The organism is Pseudomonas sp. 05N36 (assembly GCF_056397385.1).
In genome coordinates, this window is record NZ_JBFTNH010000022.1 from 65843 (window position 1) to 83468 (window position 17626).

12 protein-coding genes are annotated in these 17626 nt (G+C 60.8%); 3 read left to right on the forward strand and 9 right to left on the reverse strand.

Going from position 1 to position 17626, the window contains the following annotated elements:
• Window positions 1-62 precede the first annotated feature (62 nt).
• Together AC1DIH_RS23425 and AC1DIH_RS23430 are read left to right on the forward strand one after the other, a co-directional pair.
• Entirely contained in the window at window positions 63-746 is a 684-nt protein-coding gene (locus tag AC1DIH_RS23425; RefSeq protein ID WP_477773458.1) for a response regulator transcription factor, read from the forward strand.
• Window positions 731-2038, forward strand: coding sequence for a sensor histidine kinase (locus AC1DIH_RS23430; RefSeq protein WP_477773459.1), 1308 nt, complete (start codon window positions 731-733; stop codon window positions 2036-2038). The genes AC1DIH_RS23425 and AC1DIH_RS23430 overlap by 16 nt, the downstream gene beginning before the upstream one ends.
• Before the next feature lie 226 nt (window positions 2039-2264).
• On the opposite strand, the gene AC1DIH_RS23435 is transcribed toward AC1DIH_RS23430, so the two are convergent.
• The 5 genes from AC1DIH_RS23435 to AC1DIH_RS23455 all read right to left on the reverse strand — a co-directional run bounded on the left by AC1DIH_RS23435 (window position 2265) and on the right by AC1DIH_RS23455 (window position 8170).
• The gene (locus tag AC1DIH_RS23435) at window positions 2265-3101 is read right to left on the reverse strand and encodes an ABC transporter ATP-binding protein (RefSeq protein ID WP_427531391.1); all 837 of its coding nucleotides are present in this window, start codon (window positions 3099-3101) and stop codon (window positions 2265-2267) included.
• Window positions 3089-3892, reverse strand: a complete 804-nt coding sequence (locus AC1DIH_RS23440) for an ABC transporter permease (protein ID WP_123424996.1) — start codon at window positions 3890-3892, stop codon at window positions 3089-3091. The genes AC1DIH_RS23435 and AC1DIH_RS23440 overlap by 13 nt, the downstream gene beginning before the upstream one ends.
• A 9-nt stretch (window positions 3893-3901) precedes the next feature.
• Complete coding sequence (locus AC1DIH_RS23445) at window positions 3902-4888, reverse strand: ABC transporter substrate-binding protein (protein ID WP_477773460.1); 987 nt, start codon at window positions 4886-4888, stop codon at window positions 3902-3904.
• Between the two features lie 398 nt (window positions 4889-5286).
• Window positions 5287-6657, reverse strand: coding sequence for an aspartate aminotransferase family protein (locus AC1DIH_RS23450; RefSeq protein ID WP_477773461.1), 1371 nt, complete (start codon window positions 6655-6657; stop codon window positions 5287-5289).
• A 22-nt stretch (window positions 6658-6679) separates the two neighbouring features.
• Window positions 6680-8170, reverse strand: coding sequence for an aldehyde dehydrogenase (locus AC1DIH_RS23455; RefSeq protein WP_477773462.1), 1491 nt, complete (start codon window positions 8168-8170; stop codon window positions 6680-6682).
• 245 nt (window positions 8171-8415) lie between these two features.
• Between AC1DIH_RS23455 and AC1DIH_RS23460 the strand changes: the two genes are divergently transcribed.
• Window positions 8416-9330 (forward strand): LysR family transcriptional regulator, encoded by a 915-nt coding sequence (locus AC1DIH_RS23460; RefSeq protein WP_054598237.1) that lies wholly within the window; start codon window positions 8416-8418, stop codon window positions 9328-9330.
• A 10-nt stretch (window positions 9331-9340) separates the two neighbouring features.
• Here AC1DIH_RS23460 and AC1DIH_RS23465 read toward each other — a convergent pair whose 3' ends face one another.
• The 4 genes from AC1DIH_RS23465 to AC1DIH_RS23480 all read right to left on the reverse strand — a co-directional run bounded on the left by AC1DIH_RS23465 (window position 9341) and on the right by AC1DIH_RS23480 (window position 17599).
• On the reverse strand, window positions 9341-12079 hold the full coding sequence (locus AC1DIH_RS23465; protein WP_477773463.1) for a winged helix-turn-helix domain-containing protein: 2739 nt from the start codon (window positions 12077-12079) through the stop codon (window positions 9341-9343).
• Between the two features lie 217 nt (window positions 12080-12296).
• Window positions 12297-13661: a DUF1329 domain-containing protein gene (locus tag AC1DIH_RS23470; protein ID WP_477773464.1), complete on the reverse strand. Its 1365-nt coding sequence runs from the start codon at window positions 13659-13661 to the stop codon at window positions 12297-12299.
• Between the two features lie 28 nt (window positions 13662-13689).
• On the reverse strand, window positions 13690-15579 hold the full coding sequence (locus AC1DIH_RS23475) for a DUF1302 domain-containing protein (RefSeq protein ID WP_477773465.1): 1890 nt from the start codon (window positions 15577-15579) through the stop codon (window positions 13690-13692).
• Window positions 15580-15916: 337 nt separating this feature from the next.
• Complete coding sequence (locus tag AC1DIH_RS23480; protein ID WP_477773466.1) at window positions 15917-17599, reverse strand: fatty acid--CoA ligase; 1683 nt, start codon at window positions 17597-17599, stop codon at window positions 15917-15919.
• Between the last annotated feature and the right edge of the window lie 27 nt (window positions 17600-17626).

Sequence of the window (17626 nt, forward strand, 5' to 3'; positions counted from 1 at the left end):
GTCGCGACGCAAGGTAACTCCGCTATCCTCTGCCCCACTAGTGAAAAACCGTAGGTCTGTGCGTGCATATTCATCTGTTGTTGGTCGAAGACAACATCGACCTGGCGAACACTGTCATCGAGTACCTGGAAATCACCGGGATCGTCTGCGACCACGCCAATGATGGGCAAATGGGTTTGAACCTGGCGCTTGCTCAGCACTATGACGTGATCTTGCTGGACATCATGCTGCCGCGCCTGGACGGCCAGCAGGTGTGCAAAAAGCTGCGCGAACAGGGCAATCAGACGCCGATCCTGATGCTTACCTCGCTGGATGCCCTGGCCGACAAACTCGCCAGTTTCTCGGTCGGGGCCGACGATTATCTGGTCAAGCCGTTCGAGCTGCCGGAACTGGTTGCACGGATTCGTGCCCTGAGCTTGCGCCGCAGTGGCCAGGCCAGCCGCTTGCAAGTCGCTGACCTGATCATGGACCTTTCAACCCGCAAGGTCAGTCGCAATGGTCAGGAATTGCACCTGTCACCGACCGGCTGGACGTTGCTCGAATGTTTGATGCGCGCCAGCCCCGCCGCCGTTAATCGCGAGCGTCTCGAAGCGGCAATCTGGGGTGACGAATTGCCGGACAGCAACACGCTCAAGGTGCACATGCACCGTCTGCGCAAGGCGGTCGACAAAGACTTCGACGTGGCGCTGATCCACACCTTGCCCGGTGTCGGCGTTCAATTGGGGGCGACATGCGCAAAGGCCTGAGCCTGAAGTGGGTGATCAGCGGCAGCCTGCTGTTGATCATTGCCGTGGTACTGATCATCTATAACCAGTTGCTGCCGGTGTACACCATGCGCGGGTTTCTGTTTACCGCCAGCGCGATGATGGAAGAGGAAGCGCAATACTTCGCCCGGCATTACCGGCAAGACCCGACGACCCCGCCGCCCGATAACTACTTCGTCAAGAGTGCTATCGGCAAGGAAGCCTTGCCGAAAAACATCCGGGACCTGCTCGACACCACGCCGACATTGGTCTTCGGCGCCGTGCAGTTCTTCGGCGACATGGAATCCGACGACGAGGATGACGGCACGGCCATCCTGATCCACCCGTTGTACGACGGTAAAACGCTGTATATGTACGACACCGACCACGACCATGAAGCAGGTGGCGTGGTTGAGACGCCGTTGTCCGATGCCTACCTGGAACACGAGTTGGCGATGATCAGCATGATCGGTCTGGCGGTGTTTATTCCCGCGCTGATCATCATCGCCCTGCTGGTGTGGTGGGTGGTCCGGCCGCTGGGTCGGCTGACGCAATGGTCGACCCGCCTGGAAAGCCTCGGTGGGGCGCCGTATGGCCGGCCGCATTTCATCTTTCGCGAGTTCAATGTGCTGGCCGATTCACTGGCCCACAGCGTGCAACAGGTTAAAGCCGCGAGCCTGCGTGAAGAGCGTCTGCTGCGCTACACCAGTCATGAACTGCGTACGCCGCTGGCGGTGCTCAAGGCCAACGTGGAATTGCTCGCGGTGCAGTCCGGCGGCGAACTGCCGCCGCCTTTGCAGCGGATCGAGCGCTCGGTGCTGAACATGCAGCGGATTGCCGAGACGTTGTTGTGGATGAGCCGCGAGAGCCCGGAAGCGCTGCCGGAAGAACCACTCGACATGCGCCAGTTGCTCAATGAACTGATCCAGGAACACCGCTACCTGATCGGCAAACGCGATATCGAATTGATCCTGCGCATCAGCGACGAGCCTTGCCGGCTGCCCCTGACCGCGTGCCGCATCGTTGTCGGTAACTTCCTGCGCAACGCCCTGCAATACGCTGACGATGGCAGCGTCGAGATTACCTTCGAACAGCTGCAACTGCGCATAGTCAACCGGATACGCGACACCCCGCAGCATCAGGAGTCTACCGATTTCGGTTACGGCCTCGGGCTCGAACTGATGCACCAGCTCTGCGCAAAACTGGGCTGGCACATCGAGGTCGCGCCGGAAAAGAACCGCTTCACGGTCACCCTGAATTTCTCGGTTCAGGCGCCGCAACAACTCAATCCGTAGCAGCTCAATCTGTAGCAGCTGCCGAGCCCGCGAGGCTGCGTTCGACCGCGAAGCGGTCGTAAAATCAGGCAACGCGTTCTCTCAGGTAAACCGCGTATGCAGGATTTGCGAGGACTTTGTCCTCGAACGCAGCCTCGCGGGCTCGGCAGCTGCTACGGGTCGTGTGTTTCACCAAATCTCATATCCGCCATCTGGCCCGCCTTACGCGCACCTGGCGGGCAGCCGATTAATGCGCCTCCTCCAACTCGTCATGCAGCAAGCCGAAGATCTCCCGCTTCATCTCGATGAACGAGCGCTCCATGACCATGTCCAGCGTGCGTGGTCGCTCGATCGGCACGTCGAGAATCTGTTTGATCCGCCCGGGTCTCGCGCCCATCACATAAACCCGGTCGCCGAGCAGGATCGCTTCGTCGATGTCGTGGGTGACGAACAGCACGGTCTTCTTGCTGTTGCCCCAGACCCGCAACAGCAGTTGTTGCATTTGCAGGCGGGTCTGGCTGTCGAGGGCGCCGAAGGGCTCGTCCATCAGCAGGATTTGCGGGTCGTTGGCCAGGGCGCGGGCGATGGCCACGCGCTGCATCATGCCGCCGGAGAGCTGTTTGGCGTAGTTGTCGGCGAAGCCGGTCAGGCCGACTTCGTTGACGTAGTAGTCGACGATTTCCTTGCGCTGGGCCGCCGGCATGCCGCGACGTTTGAGGCCGAACTCGACGTTTTGCCGCACGGTCAGCCAGGGAAACAACGTGTAGCTCTGGAAGACCATCCCGCGATCCGCGCCGGGGCCTTCGACGTGCTGACCACCGACGTAGATCTCGCCTTCGGTGGGCTCGGCCAGGCCCGCCGTCAGGTACAGCAGGCTGGATTTACCGCAGCCCGAGGGCCCGACCAGCACCGCGAATTGCTGGTCCGGTACTTCGAACGAAACCTTTTCCAGCGCGGTGAAGATCCCGCCGTCAGGCTTCTGGTAACGCAGGCTGACCTTGTCCACTTGCAGCCGTGGCGCGGCGTGCACCGGCGCTGCAGTGGGGGTGGTGAAGCGATGATTGGCGGCAGTTACTGAGCCCATGCGGCGATCCTCAGTCGAAGGAAACGGAACAGTTGATCGGTAACCAGGCCCAGCAGGCCGATGATCGCGATCGCCAGAAAGATCACATCCACCTGAAAGCCGCGCATGGCTTTGAGGCTCAGGTAGCCGAGGCCACTGGAAGCGGCCACCAGTTCGGCGACCACCAGGTACGTCCAGGCCCAGCCCATGGTGACGCGCAAGGTGTCGAGCACACCCGGCAACGAGGCCGGGGCGATCACATGCAGCACCGCGTCGCGGCGGTTGGAACCGAGGGTGTACGAGGCGTTGATCAGGTCCTTGGAAATGCCTTTGGAGACATCGGCAATCATCACCAGTTGCTGGAAGAACACCCCGAAGATGATCACCGAGACCCGCTGCTCCAGGCCGATGCCGATCCACAGGATGAACAGCGGCACAAAGGAGGTCACCGGCAGGTAGCGGATGAAGTTGACCATCGGTTCGAGGAACGCCTGGACGATGCGGAAGCTGCCCATCAGCAACCCCAACGGCACCGCCACCAGCGACGAGACGATGAAGCCGACCATCACCACTTCCAGGCTCGCCCAAACGTGGACCCCGAGTGTGCCGTCGCGCGCCAGGCGCACAGCGGCATCGAGTACCGCGCCGGGTGTCGGCAGGAACATGCCCGGCACCACGCCGCCGTACGACAACCCGGCCCAGAGGCCGACCAGCAGCACCCAGGCCAGGCCGCTGGCGCTCCAGATCACCTTGACCGGCAAGCCGGTCTTGGGCGTGATGCAGCGGCTCAACCATGAATTTCGCTTGAACATGGCCACCTCCTACAGCGGGCTGACGAAGCGGTTGTCGACCAGTTCGTCGTGGCTGACGTTATAGGGCTTGCCTTGCAGTTCGCTGGCGGTTTCATTGGCGATTTTGATCAGCGCTGCGCTGTCACCCGGCTTGCCCGGCGAGCCGAGGAGTTTTTCGCTCATGGCCTGATCGTAGAAGCGCACGCCTTTGGCAGCCGCGGCCAGCTCCTTCGGATCGGCGAGGTAACCGCCGACACCTTTGGCCATGATTGCGTAAGCCTCGTCCGGATGGTCCTGGGTGTATTTCACCGCTTTGTACAAACCGGCGACCAGGGCTTTGACGTCTTCCGGTTGTTTCTCGATGACGTTGCAGTTGAGCGCGACCACGTCGACGATCACGCCGGGAGTGGTGCTGCTGTCGATCAGCACTTTGCCTTGCTTCTTGTCACGGACCATCGACAGATGGGGTTCCCAGGTCACGGCGGCCGGCACGCGACCGGCGATGAACGCGGTAGCGGCATCGTCGGCAGTCATGTTCTGCACGGTGATGTCGCTCATTTTCATGCCGTTCTTTTTCAGCAGGTACGAGAGCCAGAACTGCGAGGTCGACCCTTCGTTCACCGCCACGGCCTTGCCTTTGAGCTCTTGCAGGCTCATGACGTCCTTGCCCACCAACACACCGTCGCCACCATGGCTGTCATCCAGAGCCGCTACCGCTTTGAAGCAGAATTGCGGGCGATACTTGAGCACTTCATCGATGGTCGAGGCCGAACCGGACAACTGGCCCGAGGCCTGGGCGGCCATGTACATCGAGGCTTCTTCCACCACCGGCAGTTCGACGCTCAGGCCTTTCTCCTTGAAGTAGCCCAGGTCCTGGGCGAGGTAGAGGGTGCCGTAACCGACCCACGTGGTGTGGCCGATGGACAGGGTGCCGGCCTGGGCGCTGGTGGCGACCCCGGCAGCGATGGCGGTGATCGCGAGTGGCTGAGCGAAACGGGTTAGCAAGGACTTGATCATGGAGCACTCCCACAGCTGTTGATTTAGTTTTGTCTTGGGCAGTACGGCCAGTGGCCTCGAACAGGTACAGCAAGCGGTCTCTGAATGGACCTTGAGGTGGTCAGCGTTCGGCTGACTGGCGAGGTTGATGTTGGCCCAAGGAAGGCCATAGGAAAACGAGGAAATATGTCGCTGCGAATGAAGAAAAACCTCGGTAGCGCGCACTGCAAAAGGGCGCCGTGGGCGGGGGTGCGCGGGGTGGGTGCAAGCGGTGAGGAATGTGTTGAATGGGCGAAAGCAATCGCGAGCAGGCTCGCTCCCACAGGGGTTTCGTGTCGAACTCATTAATCGGGTTCAACACAATTCCAATGTGGGAGCGAGCCTGCTCGCGATAAGGTCCGCAGGACCTTCCAGCAATCTCAGAGCCGGCCGTATTCCTGCGCCGTACGATCCACCGCCCGCAAGGTTTTGCCGACCAGTTCATCCACTTCTTCACGCGTGGCAATCAGCGCCGGGGCCATGATCATTCGTCCCATTGTGGAGCGAATGATCACCCCTTCTTCGAAGCCAATCGTGCGGCAGCGCCAGGCGATGTCGTTCTCGTTGGCGAAGCGTTTGCGGCTGGTTTTGTCCTCGGCCAACTGCAAGGCCGCGACCATGCCCACGCCCTGGATATCACCAACCAACGGGTGATTGCCGAACACTTCGCGCAGGCACTTTTGCAGGTACGGGCCGATGTCGTCCTTGACCCGCGTGACCACACCTTCATCGCGCAAGGCCTTGAGGTTGGCAATCGCCACTGCGGCCGCGACCGGGTGCCCGGAATAGGTCAGGCCATGGGCGAATACCCCGCCCTGCTCCACCAACACCTGGGCCATTTTTTTCGACAGAACCAGCCCTCCCATGGGGATGTAACCCGAGGTCAGGCCCTTGGCGATGGACAAGGTGTCGGGCTCGAAACCGAAGTGCTCGTGGGCGAACCATTCACCGGTGCGACCGAAGCCGCCGATCACTTCATCGGCGCACAGCAGCACGTCGTATTTGCGGCAGATCCGCTGAATCTCCGGCCAGTAACTCTCTGGCGGAAAGATCATCCCGCCAGCGCCCTGGAACGGTTCGGCGATGAACCCGGCAACCTTGTCGGCACCCAGTTCAAGAATCTTCTCTTCGAGTTGCCGCGCCGCCCGCAGACCAAATTCGGCCGGCGTGAGGTTGCCTTCGTGGGCGAAAAAGTACGGTTCGTCGATGTGCGCGATGTCCGGAATCATCCCGCCCATTTCATGCATGAACTTCATCCCGCCCAGCGCCGTCGCGGCCAACGTCGAGCCGTGGTAACCGTTCCAGCGGCCGATCATGACTTTCTTCTCGGGCTTGCCGAGGATTGTCCAGTAGCGCCGTACCGTGCGGATCAGCACCTCGTTGGCCTCGGAGCCGGAGTTGGTGTAGATCGCGTGACTGTAGTGCCCCGGCAGCAGGCTGAACAGCAGCTCGGAGAGTTCGATCACCTGCGGGTGGGTGGTGTGGAAAAACATGTTGTAGTACGGCAACTGCTCCAGTTGCTGGCTCGCCGCAGCGGCCAGGTCCTTGCGCCCGTAACCGAGGTTGGTGCACCACAATCCGGACATGCCATCCAGATAACGCCGACCGTCGTTGTCCCACAGATGCAGGCGGTCGCCACGGACCATCACCCGTGGCCCTTCGTCGTTGAGGGCTTTCTGATCGACGAACGCGTGGATGTGATGCGCAGCATCGGCGGCCTGGTAGTCGCGGGTTTCACGTGGGGTGGTCATCGCCAGTTCTCCGTTTTTATTGTCAGCGCAGTTGAAACCAGGTGGTCTTCAACTGGGTGTATTTATCGAATGAGTGCAGCGACAGGTCACGGCCAAAACCGGACTGCTTGCCGCCGCCAAAAGGCACCGTTACGTCGAGCGCATCGACGCTGTTGACCGACACCGTCCCGACGCGCAATTGCCGCGCCACGCGGTGAGCACGATTGAGGTCGTCGGTCCACAACGATGCGGCTAAACCATAGACGCTGTCGTTGGCCAATTGCAGTGCGCTGGCTTCGTCATCGAATGCCGTGACCGCCAACACCGGGCCGAACACTTCATCGCGAAACAGCGGCATGTCCGCCGTCACGCCGGTAAAAATCGTCGGCTGAATGAAGTTGTCCGAACCGTTGAAAATCGACTGCTGACCGCCGCACACACGCTTCGCACCCTGGCGTTCAGCCTGCTGGATGAATTTCATGATTCGCGCCGTTTGCCGGCTGTCGACTATTGCCCCGGCCGTGCTAGACGGGTCCAGCGGATCGCCCGGCTGCCAGCGCTCGACCTGGACCTTGAGACGCTCGACAAACTCGTCATGGATCGAGCGTTCCACCAGCAGCCGCGAGTTGGCCGAGCAGACTTCGCCCTGATTGAAGAAGATCCCGAACGCGGCTTTCTGCGCCGCCAGGTCGAGGTCCTGACAATCGGCGAACACCAGATTGGCACTCTTGCCGCCGCACTCCAGCCACACCTGTTTGAGGTTCGACTGCGCCGAGTACTGCATGAAATATTTGCCGACTTCAGTCGATCCGGTGAACACCAGGCAATCGATGTCCGGGTGCAAACCCAAGGCCTTGCCGGCCTGTTCACCGAGGCCCGGCAGCACGTTGAGCACGCCTGCCGGCACACCCGCTTCCAGCGCCAGTTCGCCCAGACGCAAGGCGGAGAATGGCGATTGCTCGGCCGGCTTGAGGATCACCGAATTGCCGGCGGCCAGCGCTGGTGCAAGTTTCCAGGCGGCCATGTCCAGCGGAAAATTCCACGGCACCACCGCGGCCACCACGTCAAGGGCTTCGCGGGTGATGGTCGCCAGCACGTTCTGCGCACTGGGCGCAATCTGGTCGTAGAGTTTGTCGAGGCTTTCGGCGTACCAGCGAAACACCCCGGCGGCGCCTGGCACGTCAATGGTGTAGGCGTCCATCACCGGTTTGCCCATGTTCAGCGAATCGAGCAGCGCCAGTTCTTCACGATTGGCCATGATCAGCTCGGCCAACCGCAGCAGCACCTGTTTACGCTCACCGGGCGAACGCGCCGACCACACGCCCGACTCAAACGCCTGTCGCGCGCTGATCACCGCTGCGTCGACGTCTTCATTGCCACATGCCGCCACCTCGGCGAGAACAGCGCCAGTAGCCGGGTTGATCGCGGTAAAGGTTTGCCCGGACTGCGCCGGCCGTTGTTTGCCCTCAATCAAGGCCTGCGTACGAAACTGCAGCGCGGCGGCCTGGCCTTGCCAATATTCAAGCTCGAACACGTTCGGATGCTCCTTGGACTTTTTATTGTGCAATCGATGGTGGCTCAGGCTGCAGCAGGGGAAAAATAGTAAATATGTGGTCGCAGGCGATGAAAAAACTGGGTAGCTAAACTCCCTGCGTGCGCGCCATGTGGTTATTGTTCAAGCACAACAAAACCGTCGCCCCAGTGGATAAGGGCGGTGCGCAAATTGCTTGGGTTCGACTGTCGAGACTGGCGTCGAATCCATCCACCCCGAGGTTTGCTGTGGCTGCCTACAATCTGCGTCAATTGAAGTACTTCATTACCACCGTCGAATGCGGCAGCGTCGCCGAGGCGTCGCGTAAGCTGTACATCGCCCAGCCGTCGATTTCCACGGCGATCAAGGGCCTGGAAAACAGCTTTGGCGTGCAACTGCTGATTCGTCACCACGCCCAGGGCGTTTCCCTGACGCCCAGCGGCGCACGCTTCTACCGCAAGGCTCAGGAGTTGCTGCGCATGGCCAAGGAGTTCGAACAGAACGCCCTGGCCGACAACGACGTGGTGTCCGGGCAGATCGATATCGGCTGCTTTGAAACGGTCGCGCCGTTGTACCTGCCGCAATTGATTGCCGGGTTCTCGGCGCTGTATCCGGGGGTGGAAATCCGCATCCGCGACGGCGAGCAGCAAGAGCTGGTACAGAACCTGACCTCGGGCGCTTTCGATCTGGCGATCCTTTACGAGCACGACCTGGACGCCACCATCGAAACCGAACCCCTGATGCCGGCGCAACGGCCTTACGCACTGCTGCCGGCCGATCATCGTTTTGCCCAGCAAGCGCAAGTGTCCCTGCGTGACCTGTGCCTGGAACCGATGATTCTGCTCGACGTGCAGCCAAGCCGAACCTACTTCGTCAGTTTGTTTGAAGAACTCGGATTGACGCCCAGAATTGCTTTCAGCTCACCGTCGATCGAGATGGTGCGCGGGATGGTTGGCCAGGGTTTCGGTTTTTCGATTCTGGTCACCCGACCGCATTCGGAATGCACCTACGACGGGCAGAAAGTGGTGTGCGTCGACATTGTCGAAGATGTCACCGGTTCCGGGTTGGTAGCGGCCTGGCTCAAACGCGGGCAACTGACCAAACCGGCGCAGTTGTTTGCCGATTATTGCCGGGAGCAATTGACCGCCAAGGCCCGCCCCTGATCGCTGGGCGTTACGCCAACAAGCCCAATTCCTTGGCCCGAGCCACGGCCTGGGTACGGCGTTCGACACCGAGTTTGCTGTTGATGTGGCTGGCGTGGGTTTTGACGGTGTGCAGCGAGATGAACAACTGATCGCTGATTTCCTGGTTCGAGCAGCCTTGGGCGATCAATTGCAGGACTGCCTGTTCGCGGGCGCTGAGCGCTTCACCGGGGTGCTGCGGCTCAACCGTCTCGCGGGCAGCGACTTGCGGCAAGCGCTCGAGCAGGCTCTCACGCAGGGCACCGGCGGGACACTGCGCCAGTTGTTCGCGCAACCAGTCCGGGCGTTCGCGCAGTAACCCGCCAAAAGGTTGCAGGACGCCACCGGCCGCCGCCTCGAAGGCCTGCCCCAAGGCCTCGCGCGCTTCGGGTTCACGGCCATTGTTCAGCAGCAGCGCCACCTTCTGACTCAACGCCATCACGCTGAGCATCTGCCTTCCGGTCTTCTGCCCATGTTCCAGCAGTGCGTTCAACCGCCCTTCCGCCAGCATTGGCTGCCCCTGGATGGACTCCAGCAGCGCTTGTTGCAATTCGATGTGCAGCGGCATTTGCGGATGGAACTCCGGCGGCGCCGCCGCTTGCTCGCCGTTGTAGGTCTGGCCCAGTCGCGCCAGCCAGGCTTCGGCCAGGTCGGTGCGCCCCTGAGCAAGCCACAGCTCGCATTTCACCAGCGTGATCATTGCCAGGTAGTAAATCGGCGGCACGTCCCAGATGTGCATCAGCCGTTCGGCCTCGGCCAGTTCGGCAAACGCCCGGGCGAACTCGCCGTTGCAGCCTTCCAGCTTGGCGATCACGCAATGACCGATCAACACGCTGATATCGCGACAGGTCCGCGCTTCATTCAACCCCGTCCGCAAACGCGCCAGCCCGGCTTCGGGTTGCAGGCGCAGGGTCAGCAGGAAACCTTCGTACAAGGTCAGGCGTGCGCGAATCGCATACAACCGCTGCGACGACAGACCCTGCAAACGTTGCTGGCCCTGATGCACTTCATCCAGCGAGCGAAGAATTTCCCCGCGCGCTTGCAGCACCCGTGCGCGGTCGTAATGGGCCAGCGCCTCGAACAGCGGATTACCGACCCGTTGCGCCAGCTCCAGCGATTCGCGGTTCAAGCCCCGGGCGCGCCACAGGTCCGCGTCGGCGATGGCCAGGTTGGACAAGGTCGACAGGCACATCAAGCGTTGCCCGTAGCGTTTGTGCGGCAGGCTCTCCAGCGCTTCGGTGCAATACAGCAGCGTCAGTTCACGCTGGCCGCGACCACGGGCGATGATCCCGCTGAGCGCCAGCCACTGCGCCAGCATGGATTTCTGCGCGGTGGCCGACGGTGCCGGCAGGAAGCGACTCAGGTGGCTGGCCAACTCTTCAGCTGCATCGAGCTGGCAGGCCAGCCCCAGTGCCCAGCTGTACAGCACGATCAGCCGCGGGGTGCTGATCAGCAGGCTGTCGGGCAAGTCCATTTTCCAGCGCAACAGCATGCCGACGTTCTGTTCGGCCAGCAGCTGTTCTTCGGAAAGGTTCTGCACCAGGTTCGCCGCTACATCCAGGTGCCCGGCGCGCAATGCCTGCTCCACCGCTTCATCGAGCAACCCCTGGGCATTGAACCAGCGGCAGGCGCGCAGGTGCAGGCTGGCGGTGGGCACCATGGCATTGGCGGTCGGCCGGCTGCGCAACAGATCGGAAAACAGATGGTGATAACGGTACCAATGACCGTGCTGGTCGAGCGGCACCAGGAACACTTGATGGGACAGCAGAAAGCGCAGGATCTCGGCGCTGTCATGGGCTTCGCGCACGGCGTCGCAAAGCTCGCTGCAAAAGCGTTCTTGTGGCGCGGTGTCGTACAGAAACGACTGCACTTCGGCAGGTAGGCAGTCGATGACTTCTTCAAGCAGGTAGTCGCGTATCAAGCCTTCGCCACCGTGCAACGGCTGCGGTAACGCGCCGCCATTGCGCGCTTCGGAGGCGGCCAGCAACCAGAAACGCAGCCCCGCAACCCAGCCTTCGCTGCGCTGGATCAGACTCTCCAGCGCCTCGCCGCGCAATGAACTGCTGTGTCGATCAAGCAGCGCCAGGGATTCGTCGTGGGTCAGGCGCAGTTCCTGTTCGCTCAACTCAAGCAATTGCCGCGACAGGCGCAAACGCGCCAGGTGCCAGTCGGGACGCTGGCGACTGGTCACCAGCACCAGCAGGCCTTCGGGTAAATGATTGAGGAAAAATTGCAGGCAGCGATCGAGCACCGGGCCCTGGGCCAGATGGTAGTCATCCAGAACCAGCAGCAACGGCGTGCTCGGTGACAGGTGAATGGCCAGCTCGTCGAGCAGCCCGTCCAGCCATTCTTCGAAGGCGAACGGTTGATGGCGTTGACGCATTTTCAGCAGGCCAAGGGCCTGGCTGCCCAGCTGTGGATAATAGTTTTGCAGGCCTTCAAGCAGCCGTTCGAGGAAGCGCCCGGGGTCATTGTCGCGCGGGCTCAACCCCAGCCAGAGACTTTGCCAATGCGCCGGCAGGCTCTGACAGAACTCCACCGCCAATGAGCTTTTACCGAACCCCGCCGGCGCGCTGACCAACAGCAATCGCCCTTGCAACCCGGCACTCAGCCGCTCGCACAGACGAGGCCGCAGCACATAGCTGTCGGGCAAGGGGGGCCGGTAAAACCGCCCTTCCAGCACAGGCATTGCCGCGCCGGATGGCCTTTGGATTCGCAACAGGTCAGTCATAGCCAACTCTTGTTCAGGTGCTGTTGTCGGCATTGCAGATGTCCGCAGACTAGCGGTAAACCGGAGCGGATTGAAGGTTCCTGCTACAAATGGCTACAAAAAGACTACGAACAAAAGTTTCGGGGCTGGTGATGCACCGATCTTTTTTTGAGACAAAAAAAACGCCCCGAACCAGTCGGGGCGTTTTTCGAGGATGCGGCCTCTGTGTTACGACACGTTAGCGAACGCCGTCCTGAGCCAGTGCAGCCGGGGTGAAATCACTGGTGCTCGCGGTGAAGCCGAAGTCATACGCACGTTTCTCTTCGTTCTTCATGCCCAGTGCCAGGTAGCGGCCGGACTGCAGGTCGTAGAGGGTTTCCAGGGCATACCACGGCACTTGCTGGTCGTAGTAGTTCTCGGCATGCGCCTCAGCCACACGCCAGAGTTGACCACGACCGTCGTAGTGATCGATGACCGCGGCTTGCCAGGTGTCTTCGTCAATGTAGAAGTCACGCTTGGCATAAATGTGACGCTGACCTTCCTTCAGGGTGGCAACCACATGCCAGACGCGACGCAGTTCGTAACGCGCCAGGTCCTGGTTGATATGACCGGCCTTGATGATTTCGTCGTACTTGAGCGCCGGCGAGTCGAGCTTGTAGCTGTCGGAGGCGATGTACATCTCTTTCTTGCCTTCGAGCTTCCAGTCGTAACGATCCGGTGCACCGTTGTACATGTCCAGGTTATCGGAAGTACGCAGGCCATCGGCAGCGGTACCCGGACCGTCATAGGACACTTGCGGGGCACGACGCACACGACGCTGACCGGCGTTGTAGACCCACGCCGAACGCGGTTCCTTCACCTGGTCGAGGGTTTCGTGCACCAGCAGCACACCACCGGCCAGACGCGCCGGCGCGGTCACTTTCTGCTTGAAGTAGAACAGGATGTTGCCCGGGTTTTTCGGGTCGTAATCCTTCATCTTGTCGCGGAACACGAACTGATCCTGGAAGTACACCAGGCTGTAGGAGCCGTTCGGTTGCGGCGTGGCCTGGGTCACCAGACGGGTCACGCTGCCACCGCGATAGCGGGTGATGTGGTTCCAGATGACTTCGACGCCGCTTTTCGGAATCGGGAACGGCACGGCGGTTTCGAAGTTCTCCAAGCCGTTGCCGCCAGACACCAGGTTGGTGTTGGTGGCGTTCTTCTTGATGGAGGCGAACACCTGATCCGGCACGGTCGCGCCGCGATGAGACGGGTAAACCGGCATTTTGAAGGTGTCCGGGTAACGCTTGAACATCGCGTATTGGCCCGGCGCCAGCTTGTCTTTGTACTGGTCGACGTTTTGCGCGGTGATGGTGAACAGCGGTTGCTCACTGGCATACGGGTTGGACAGGAAACCCTTGCTGTCGACGGTGCCGGCGTTTTTCGGCATGGGTTTCCAGGCCGGGATCGAGCCATCGGCATTGCCTGCCATTTCCGCGCCCATCGGCGTCAGGCTCTTGCCCAACTTGTCCGCTTCAGCAGCCGGAACCGCTGCCATGACCGCGGTTGCCAGCAGCGAAAGCCCAAGGACACCCGCTTGCAACAGACTTTTGGTTACTTTCATATTCTTGTTCGTCCTGAAGATGCAGTGCTTAGAAGTTCACGCCGACGCTGAGCGCAACGAAGTCGCGATCATCCACGGTGCTGTACTTGCCGCCAAAGAAGTTGGTGTACGCGAGGCTCGCGGTGTAGGTGTTCTGGTACTCGGCATCGAGACCCAGGCTGACCGCTTTGCGACCTTCCTCGAAGTTGCCGCCAGGGCCTGGCGAGTAACCGCTGACGTCATGGGACCAGGCGACGTTGGGCTTGAGGTTCACGCCGGCGAAGACGTCCGGGTATTCCCAGATGGCGCGGGCGCGGTAGCCCCAGGAGTTGGCGGTGGTGAAGCCGTCGTTGTTGCAGTTGGAGCTACGGTTGTTGGTTGCCGCGCCTGCCCCGGCACCATTGATGGTGGAGGTGTTGAGGATCTGCGAGCAGGTGTCCAGACCACCCGTGGCGGGCAGTTCGCCTGGGCCGAAGACCGGATCGCGGCCATAGCGGACATCGGACGTGCTTTCCAGGCCACCGACGTGAGTCAGGCCGACTTCACCCACCAGGGTCAGACGCTGGGCGCCCATGACTTGATCGAAGAAGTGCGTGAAGGTGGTCTGGATCTGGGTGATTTCCTTGCGGCGATAGCCGTGCAGGTCTTCCCCTGGAACACCCTGGAGCAACGAAGCGTTGGTCAGCGCGCCACCCAGCGGACGAACCCCGGCGAACAGGATATCGGTGGAGTTCAACTGCACCGGCGCATTCGGCCGGTAGCTGATCTCACCGCTCCACGCCGTACCGGTAGGCAGGGTGGTGGAGAAGCTCAGACCGTAAAGGCGGATGTCTTCCGGGTACTCKACGAAATACTGCGAGTTGCCGGCGACCACCAGTGGTCCCAATGCCTGGAACGCTGCTGGCAAGGCCTTGACGCCGTTGTAGACCGACTGCGGAGCACCGGTGGCGCTGAAGATCGGCGCGCGGCTGTGGTAGTTCATGAAGTAGGCACCGAACTCGGTGTCCAGCGGATCGAACATGTACTTGAAGGCCGCGCCCCACTGGCCGCCGTTGCTCGCCTCGCGGTCCCGACCACGACGCACCAGTACACCCTCTTCGTTGACGTCGACACCATTCGCGGCCAATGGCCCCAAGGCGACGGCCGGGATGGTCGAACGCTTGTTCAGTACGCGCAGATTATCGGTGCAACCGTTGGCAATGATGTCTGGCTGGGAGAAGAAGGTACCGCAGTTGTCGACAACGGTCTGGTCCCAGCCGATCTGGTAGAACGCTTGAGCCGACAGGTTCTCGGTCAGGCTTTGCGAGATGTAGAACATGTTGACCGGGATCAGGCCTTCCTTGATCTCGGCACCGGGGCGACGGAATGCAGACACGTCGATCGGGTTGATCGAGTTGATGCCGCCACCGATGAAGGTACTTTCACCCCAGTTGACCACCTGTTTGCCCAAGCGCACGGAACCCGGCTCATCGGCAATGGAGTAGTTGTGGTAGACGAAAGCGTCGAGGATTTCCCCACCCGACGACCTGGCGCCTTCCTTGCGTCCGTCATTGCTGACGTTCTTGAATTCCAGGTCCTGGTTTTGCAGCGCGAAGTCGTACCAGTATTTACCGCGCACGAAGACGCCGGTATCGCCGTATTTCAGTTCAAGGTCATGGATGCCCTTGAAGATTTTCGAAAAGGCTTGCCCGCTCTTGAAGTTCAAGTGGCCGTCATCGGAGGTCTGGGACAGGCCCTTGCCACCATTGTTGACACCAATCAGGTTCTTGTTCGGCTGTTGGGTGGACACGCTCATGCCCAGGGAGAGGGACGAGTCGAACTGACCTTCGATTTCACCGACGTTGAAACTGACGCCGAAGGCAGGCCCGGCGAGCGTAGAGGCGAGACTGACTGCCAGAGGCAGTTTCGCCCGGCGCCAGAACTGGTTTATTGATGTCATCGACGCTACTCCATGTGCTTTTATTGTTATGGCATTGAGCACTTCTAAAAACGCTCTGAATAACGGGGAGCCCATGTCGTCCCGAAGTCATTCAAAGTTGCATCGCCCCGTTTTGTGCGTTTGCCCCGTTCTTAAAAATCCTTGAGCGGACTATAGCCAGCAGGTAGTACTGCTTGATCCCTCTAAAGTGTGATTTGCAGCCCCCACCACACTGGAACAGTCCTGTTGCCAATCCGACAGATGTCGGCCCGGCAAGGATGGCTGAAATTTTTGAATAAACAAGCCAAGCGCTTGCTTGGTGGGCTTGCCGGGCCCTTTCGGGCCCGGCAAAGGACGCTTAAAGCGTCGAAAGGAAGGTGCTGTTGCTGGCCTGCCATTGTGCGATGTCGACGCGGATACGCTTCTTGTCGAGCTTGCCGACACTGGTCTTGGGAATTTCAGTAACAAGGGCGATCTGGCTCGGGATAGCCCACTTGCTCAGGTGCCCCAGCTCGACGAAAGGCTTGAGGTGTTCCTTGAGTTCCCTGGCGCCTATCGCATGGCCTTCACGGAGTACCAGCAAGGCAAACGGGCGCTCGCCCCATTGCGGGTCAGGGATAGCGACCACTGCTACTTCGCGTACCGCCGGATGACGGCTGATCAGGTCTTCGAGGTCGAGGGAGGAAATCCACTCACCACCGGTCTTGATCACGTCCTTGATCCGGTCACGGATGTCGATCACCCCCATGCCGTCCAGGGTCGCCACGTCGCCAGTGTGCAGCCAGCCCCCGGCCCAGAGCTCTTTGCCCTTCTCGGGTTCGTTGAAATAACCTTCGGTGAGCCACGGTGCACGCAGCACCAGTTCGCCCTGGGACTCGCCGTCGGCCGGCAGAAAGTTGCCGTCAGCGTCGATGATCGCCGCTTCCACCAAGGGCCCCGGTACGCCGGCCTTGATGCGATACGTGGTGCGTTCGTCTTCGGTGCCGGCCATCAGCTCATCGTTAAGGTGAGCACAGGACACCAGCGGCCCGGTTTCCGACATGCCATAGGCGGCGGTCAACTGAATGCCCTTGGCCTTGGCCGCTTCATACAGCGCGCGGTTCAGGGCGCTGCCACCGATGACGATTTTCCAGCCGCCGAAATCCGTGCCTTGCGCGGCCTTGGCGTTGAGGACCATTTGCAGGATGGTCGGCACGCAATGGGAGAAGCTGACCTTTTCCTTGCGCCACAACTCCACCAGGTATTCCGGGTCGTAGCGACCGGGGTAAACCTGCTTGAGCCMAAGCATGGTCGCCACGTACGGCAAGCCCCAGGCATGCACGTGGAACATCGGGGTGATCGGCATGTACACGTCGTTGGTACCCAGCAGGCGAACGCTGTCGATGCTGCCCATGATCGTCGACACGCCCATGGTGTGCAGCACCAGTTGCCGATGGGTGAAATACACACCCTTGGGATTGCCGGTGGTGCCGGTGGTGTAGAAGGTGGTCGCCACCGAGTTTTCGTCGAAATCTTCGAAGCTGTACTGGGTGCTCGCGGCAGCCAGCAGTTGCTCGTACTCGCCGACCAGGTTGGGCAGGTCGGCGGTTTTTTCCGGCAGATCAGTGAGCAGCAGGGTTTTCTCGACCGTGGTCAGGTGCCCGGCAAGCGCCTGGTACAGCCCGACGAACTCGCTGTTGACCAGCACAAAGCGGTCCTCGGCGTGGTTCATGGTGTAGAGAATCTGTTCGGGCGACAGGCGCACATTGATGGTGTGGATCACCGCACCGATCATCGGGATGGCAAACATGCACTCGAGGTAGCGATGGCTGTCCCAGTCCATCACGGCCACGGTATCCCCGGCCTTGACCCCGGCCGCCGTGAGCACGTTGGCCAGTCGCGCAACACGCTCGATGAGGGTCGGGTAGCTGTAGCGCAACTGGTCGCGGTAGACAATCTCGCGGGTTTTCTCGTAACGGCTGCCGGACATCAGCAATCGCTTGATCAACAGCGGGTATTGATAAGCGCCTTCGGCTGGCGGAATAACGCGCGTCTCCAACATAAGCATCCCTTTATCTGACTACACGGT

What these genes read in the sequence shown, in the direction of transcription:
- AC1DIH_RS23465 (WP_477773463.1), bottom strand. Translation starts at nt 12,079, where the DNA reads ATGACTGACCTGTTGCGAATCCAAAGGCCATCCGGCGCGGCAATGCCT.
- AC1DIH_RS23440 (WP_123424996.1), bottom strand. Translation starts at nt 3,892, where the DNA reads ATGTTCAAGCGAAATTCATGGTTGAGCCGCTGCATCACGCCCAAGACC.
- AC1DIH_RS23450 (WP_477773461.1), bottom strand. Translation starts at nt 6,657, where the DNA reads ATGACCACCCCACGTGAAACCCGCGACTACCAGGCCGCCGATGCTGCG.
- AC1DIH_RS23445 (WP_477773460.1), bottom strand. Translation starts at nt 4,888, where the DNA reads ATGATCAAGTCCTTGCTAACCCGTTTCGCTCAGCCACTCGCGATCACC.
- AC1DIH_RS23435 (WP_427531391.1), bottom strand. Translation starts at nt 3,101, where the DNA reads ATGGGCTCAGTAACTGCCGCCAATCATCGCTTCACCACCCCCACTGCA.
- AC1DIH_RS23470 (WP_477773464.1), bottom strand. Translation starts at nt 13,661, where the DNA reads ATGAAAGTAACCAAAAGTCTGTTGCAAGCGGGTGTCCTTGGGCTTTCG.
- AC1DIH_RS23430 (WP_477773459.1), top strand. Translation starts at nt 731, where the DNA reads ATGCGCAAAGGCCTGAGCCTGAAGTGGGTGATCAGCGGCAGCCTGCTG.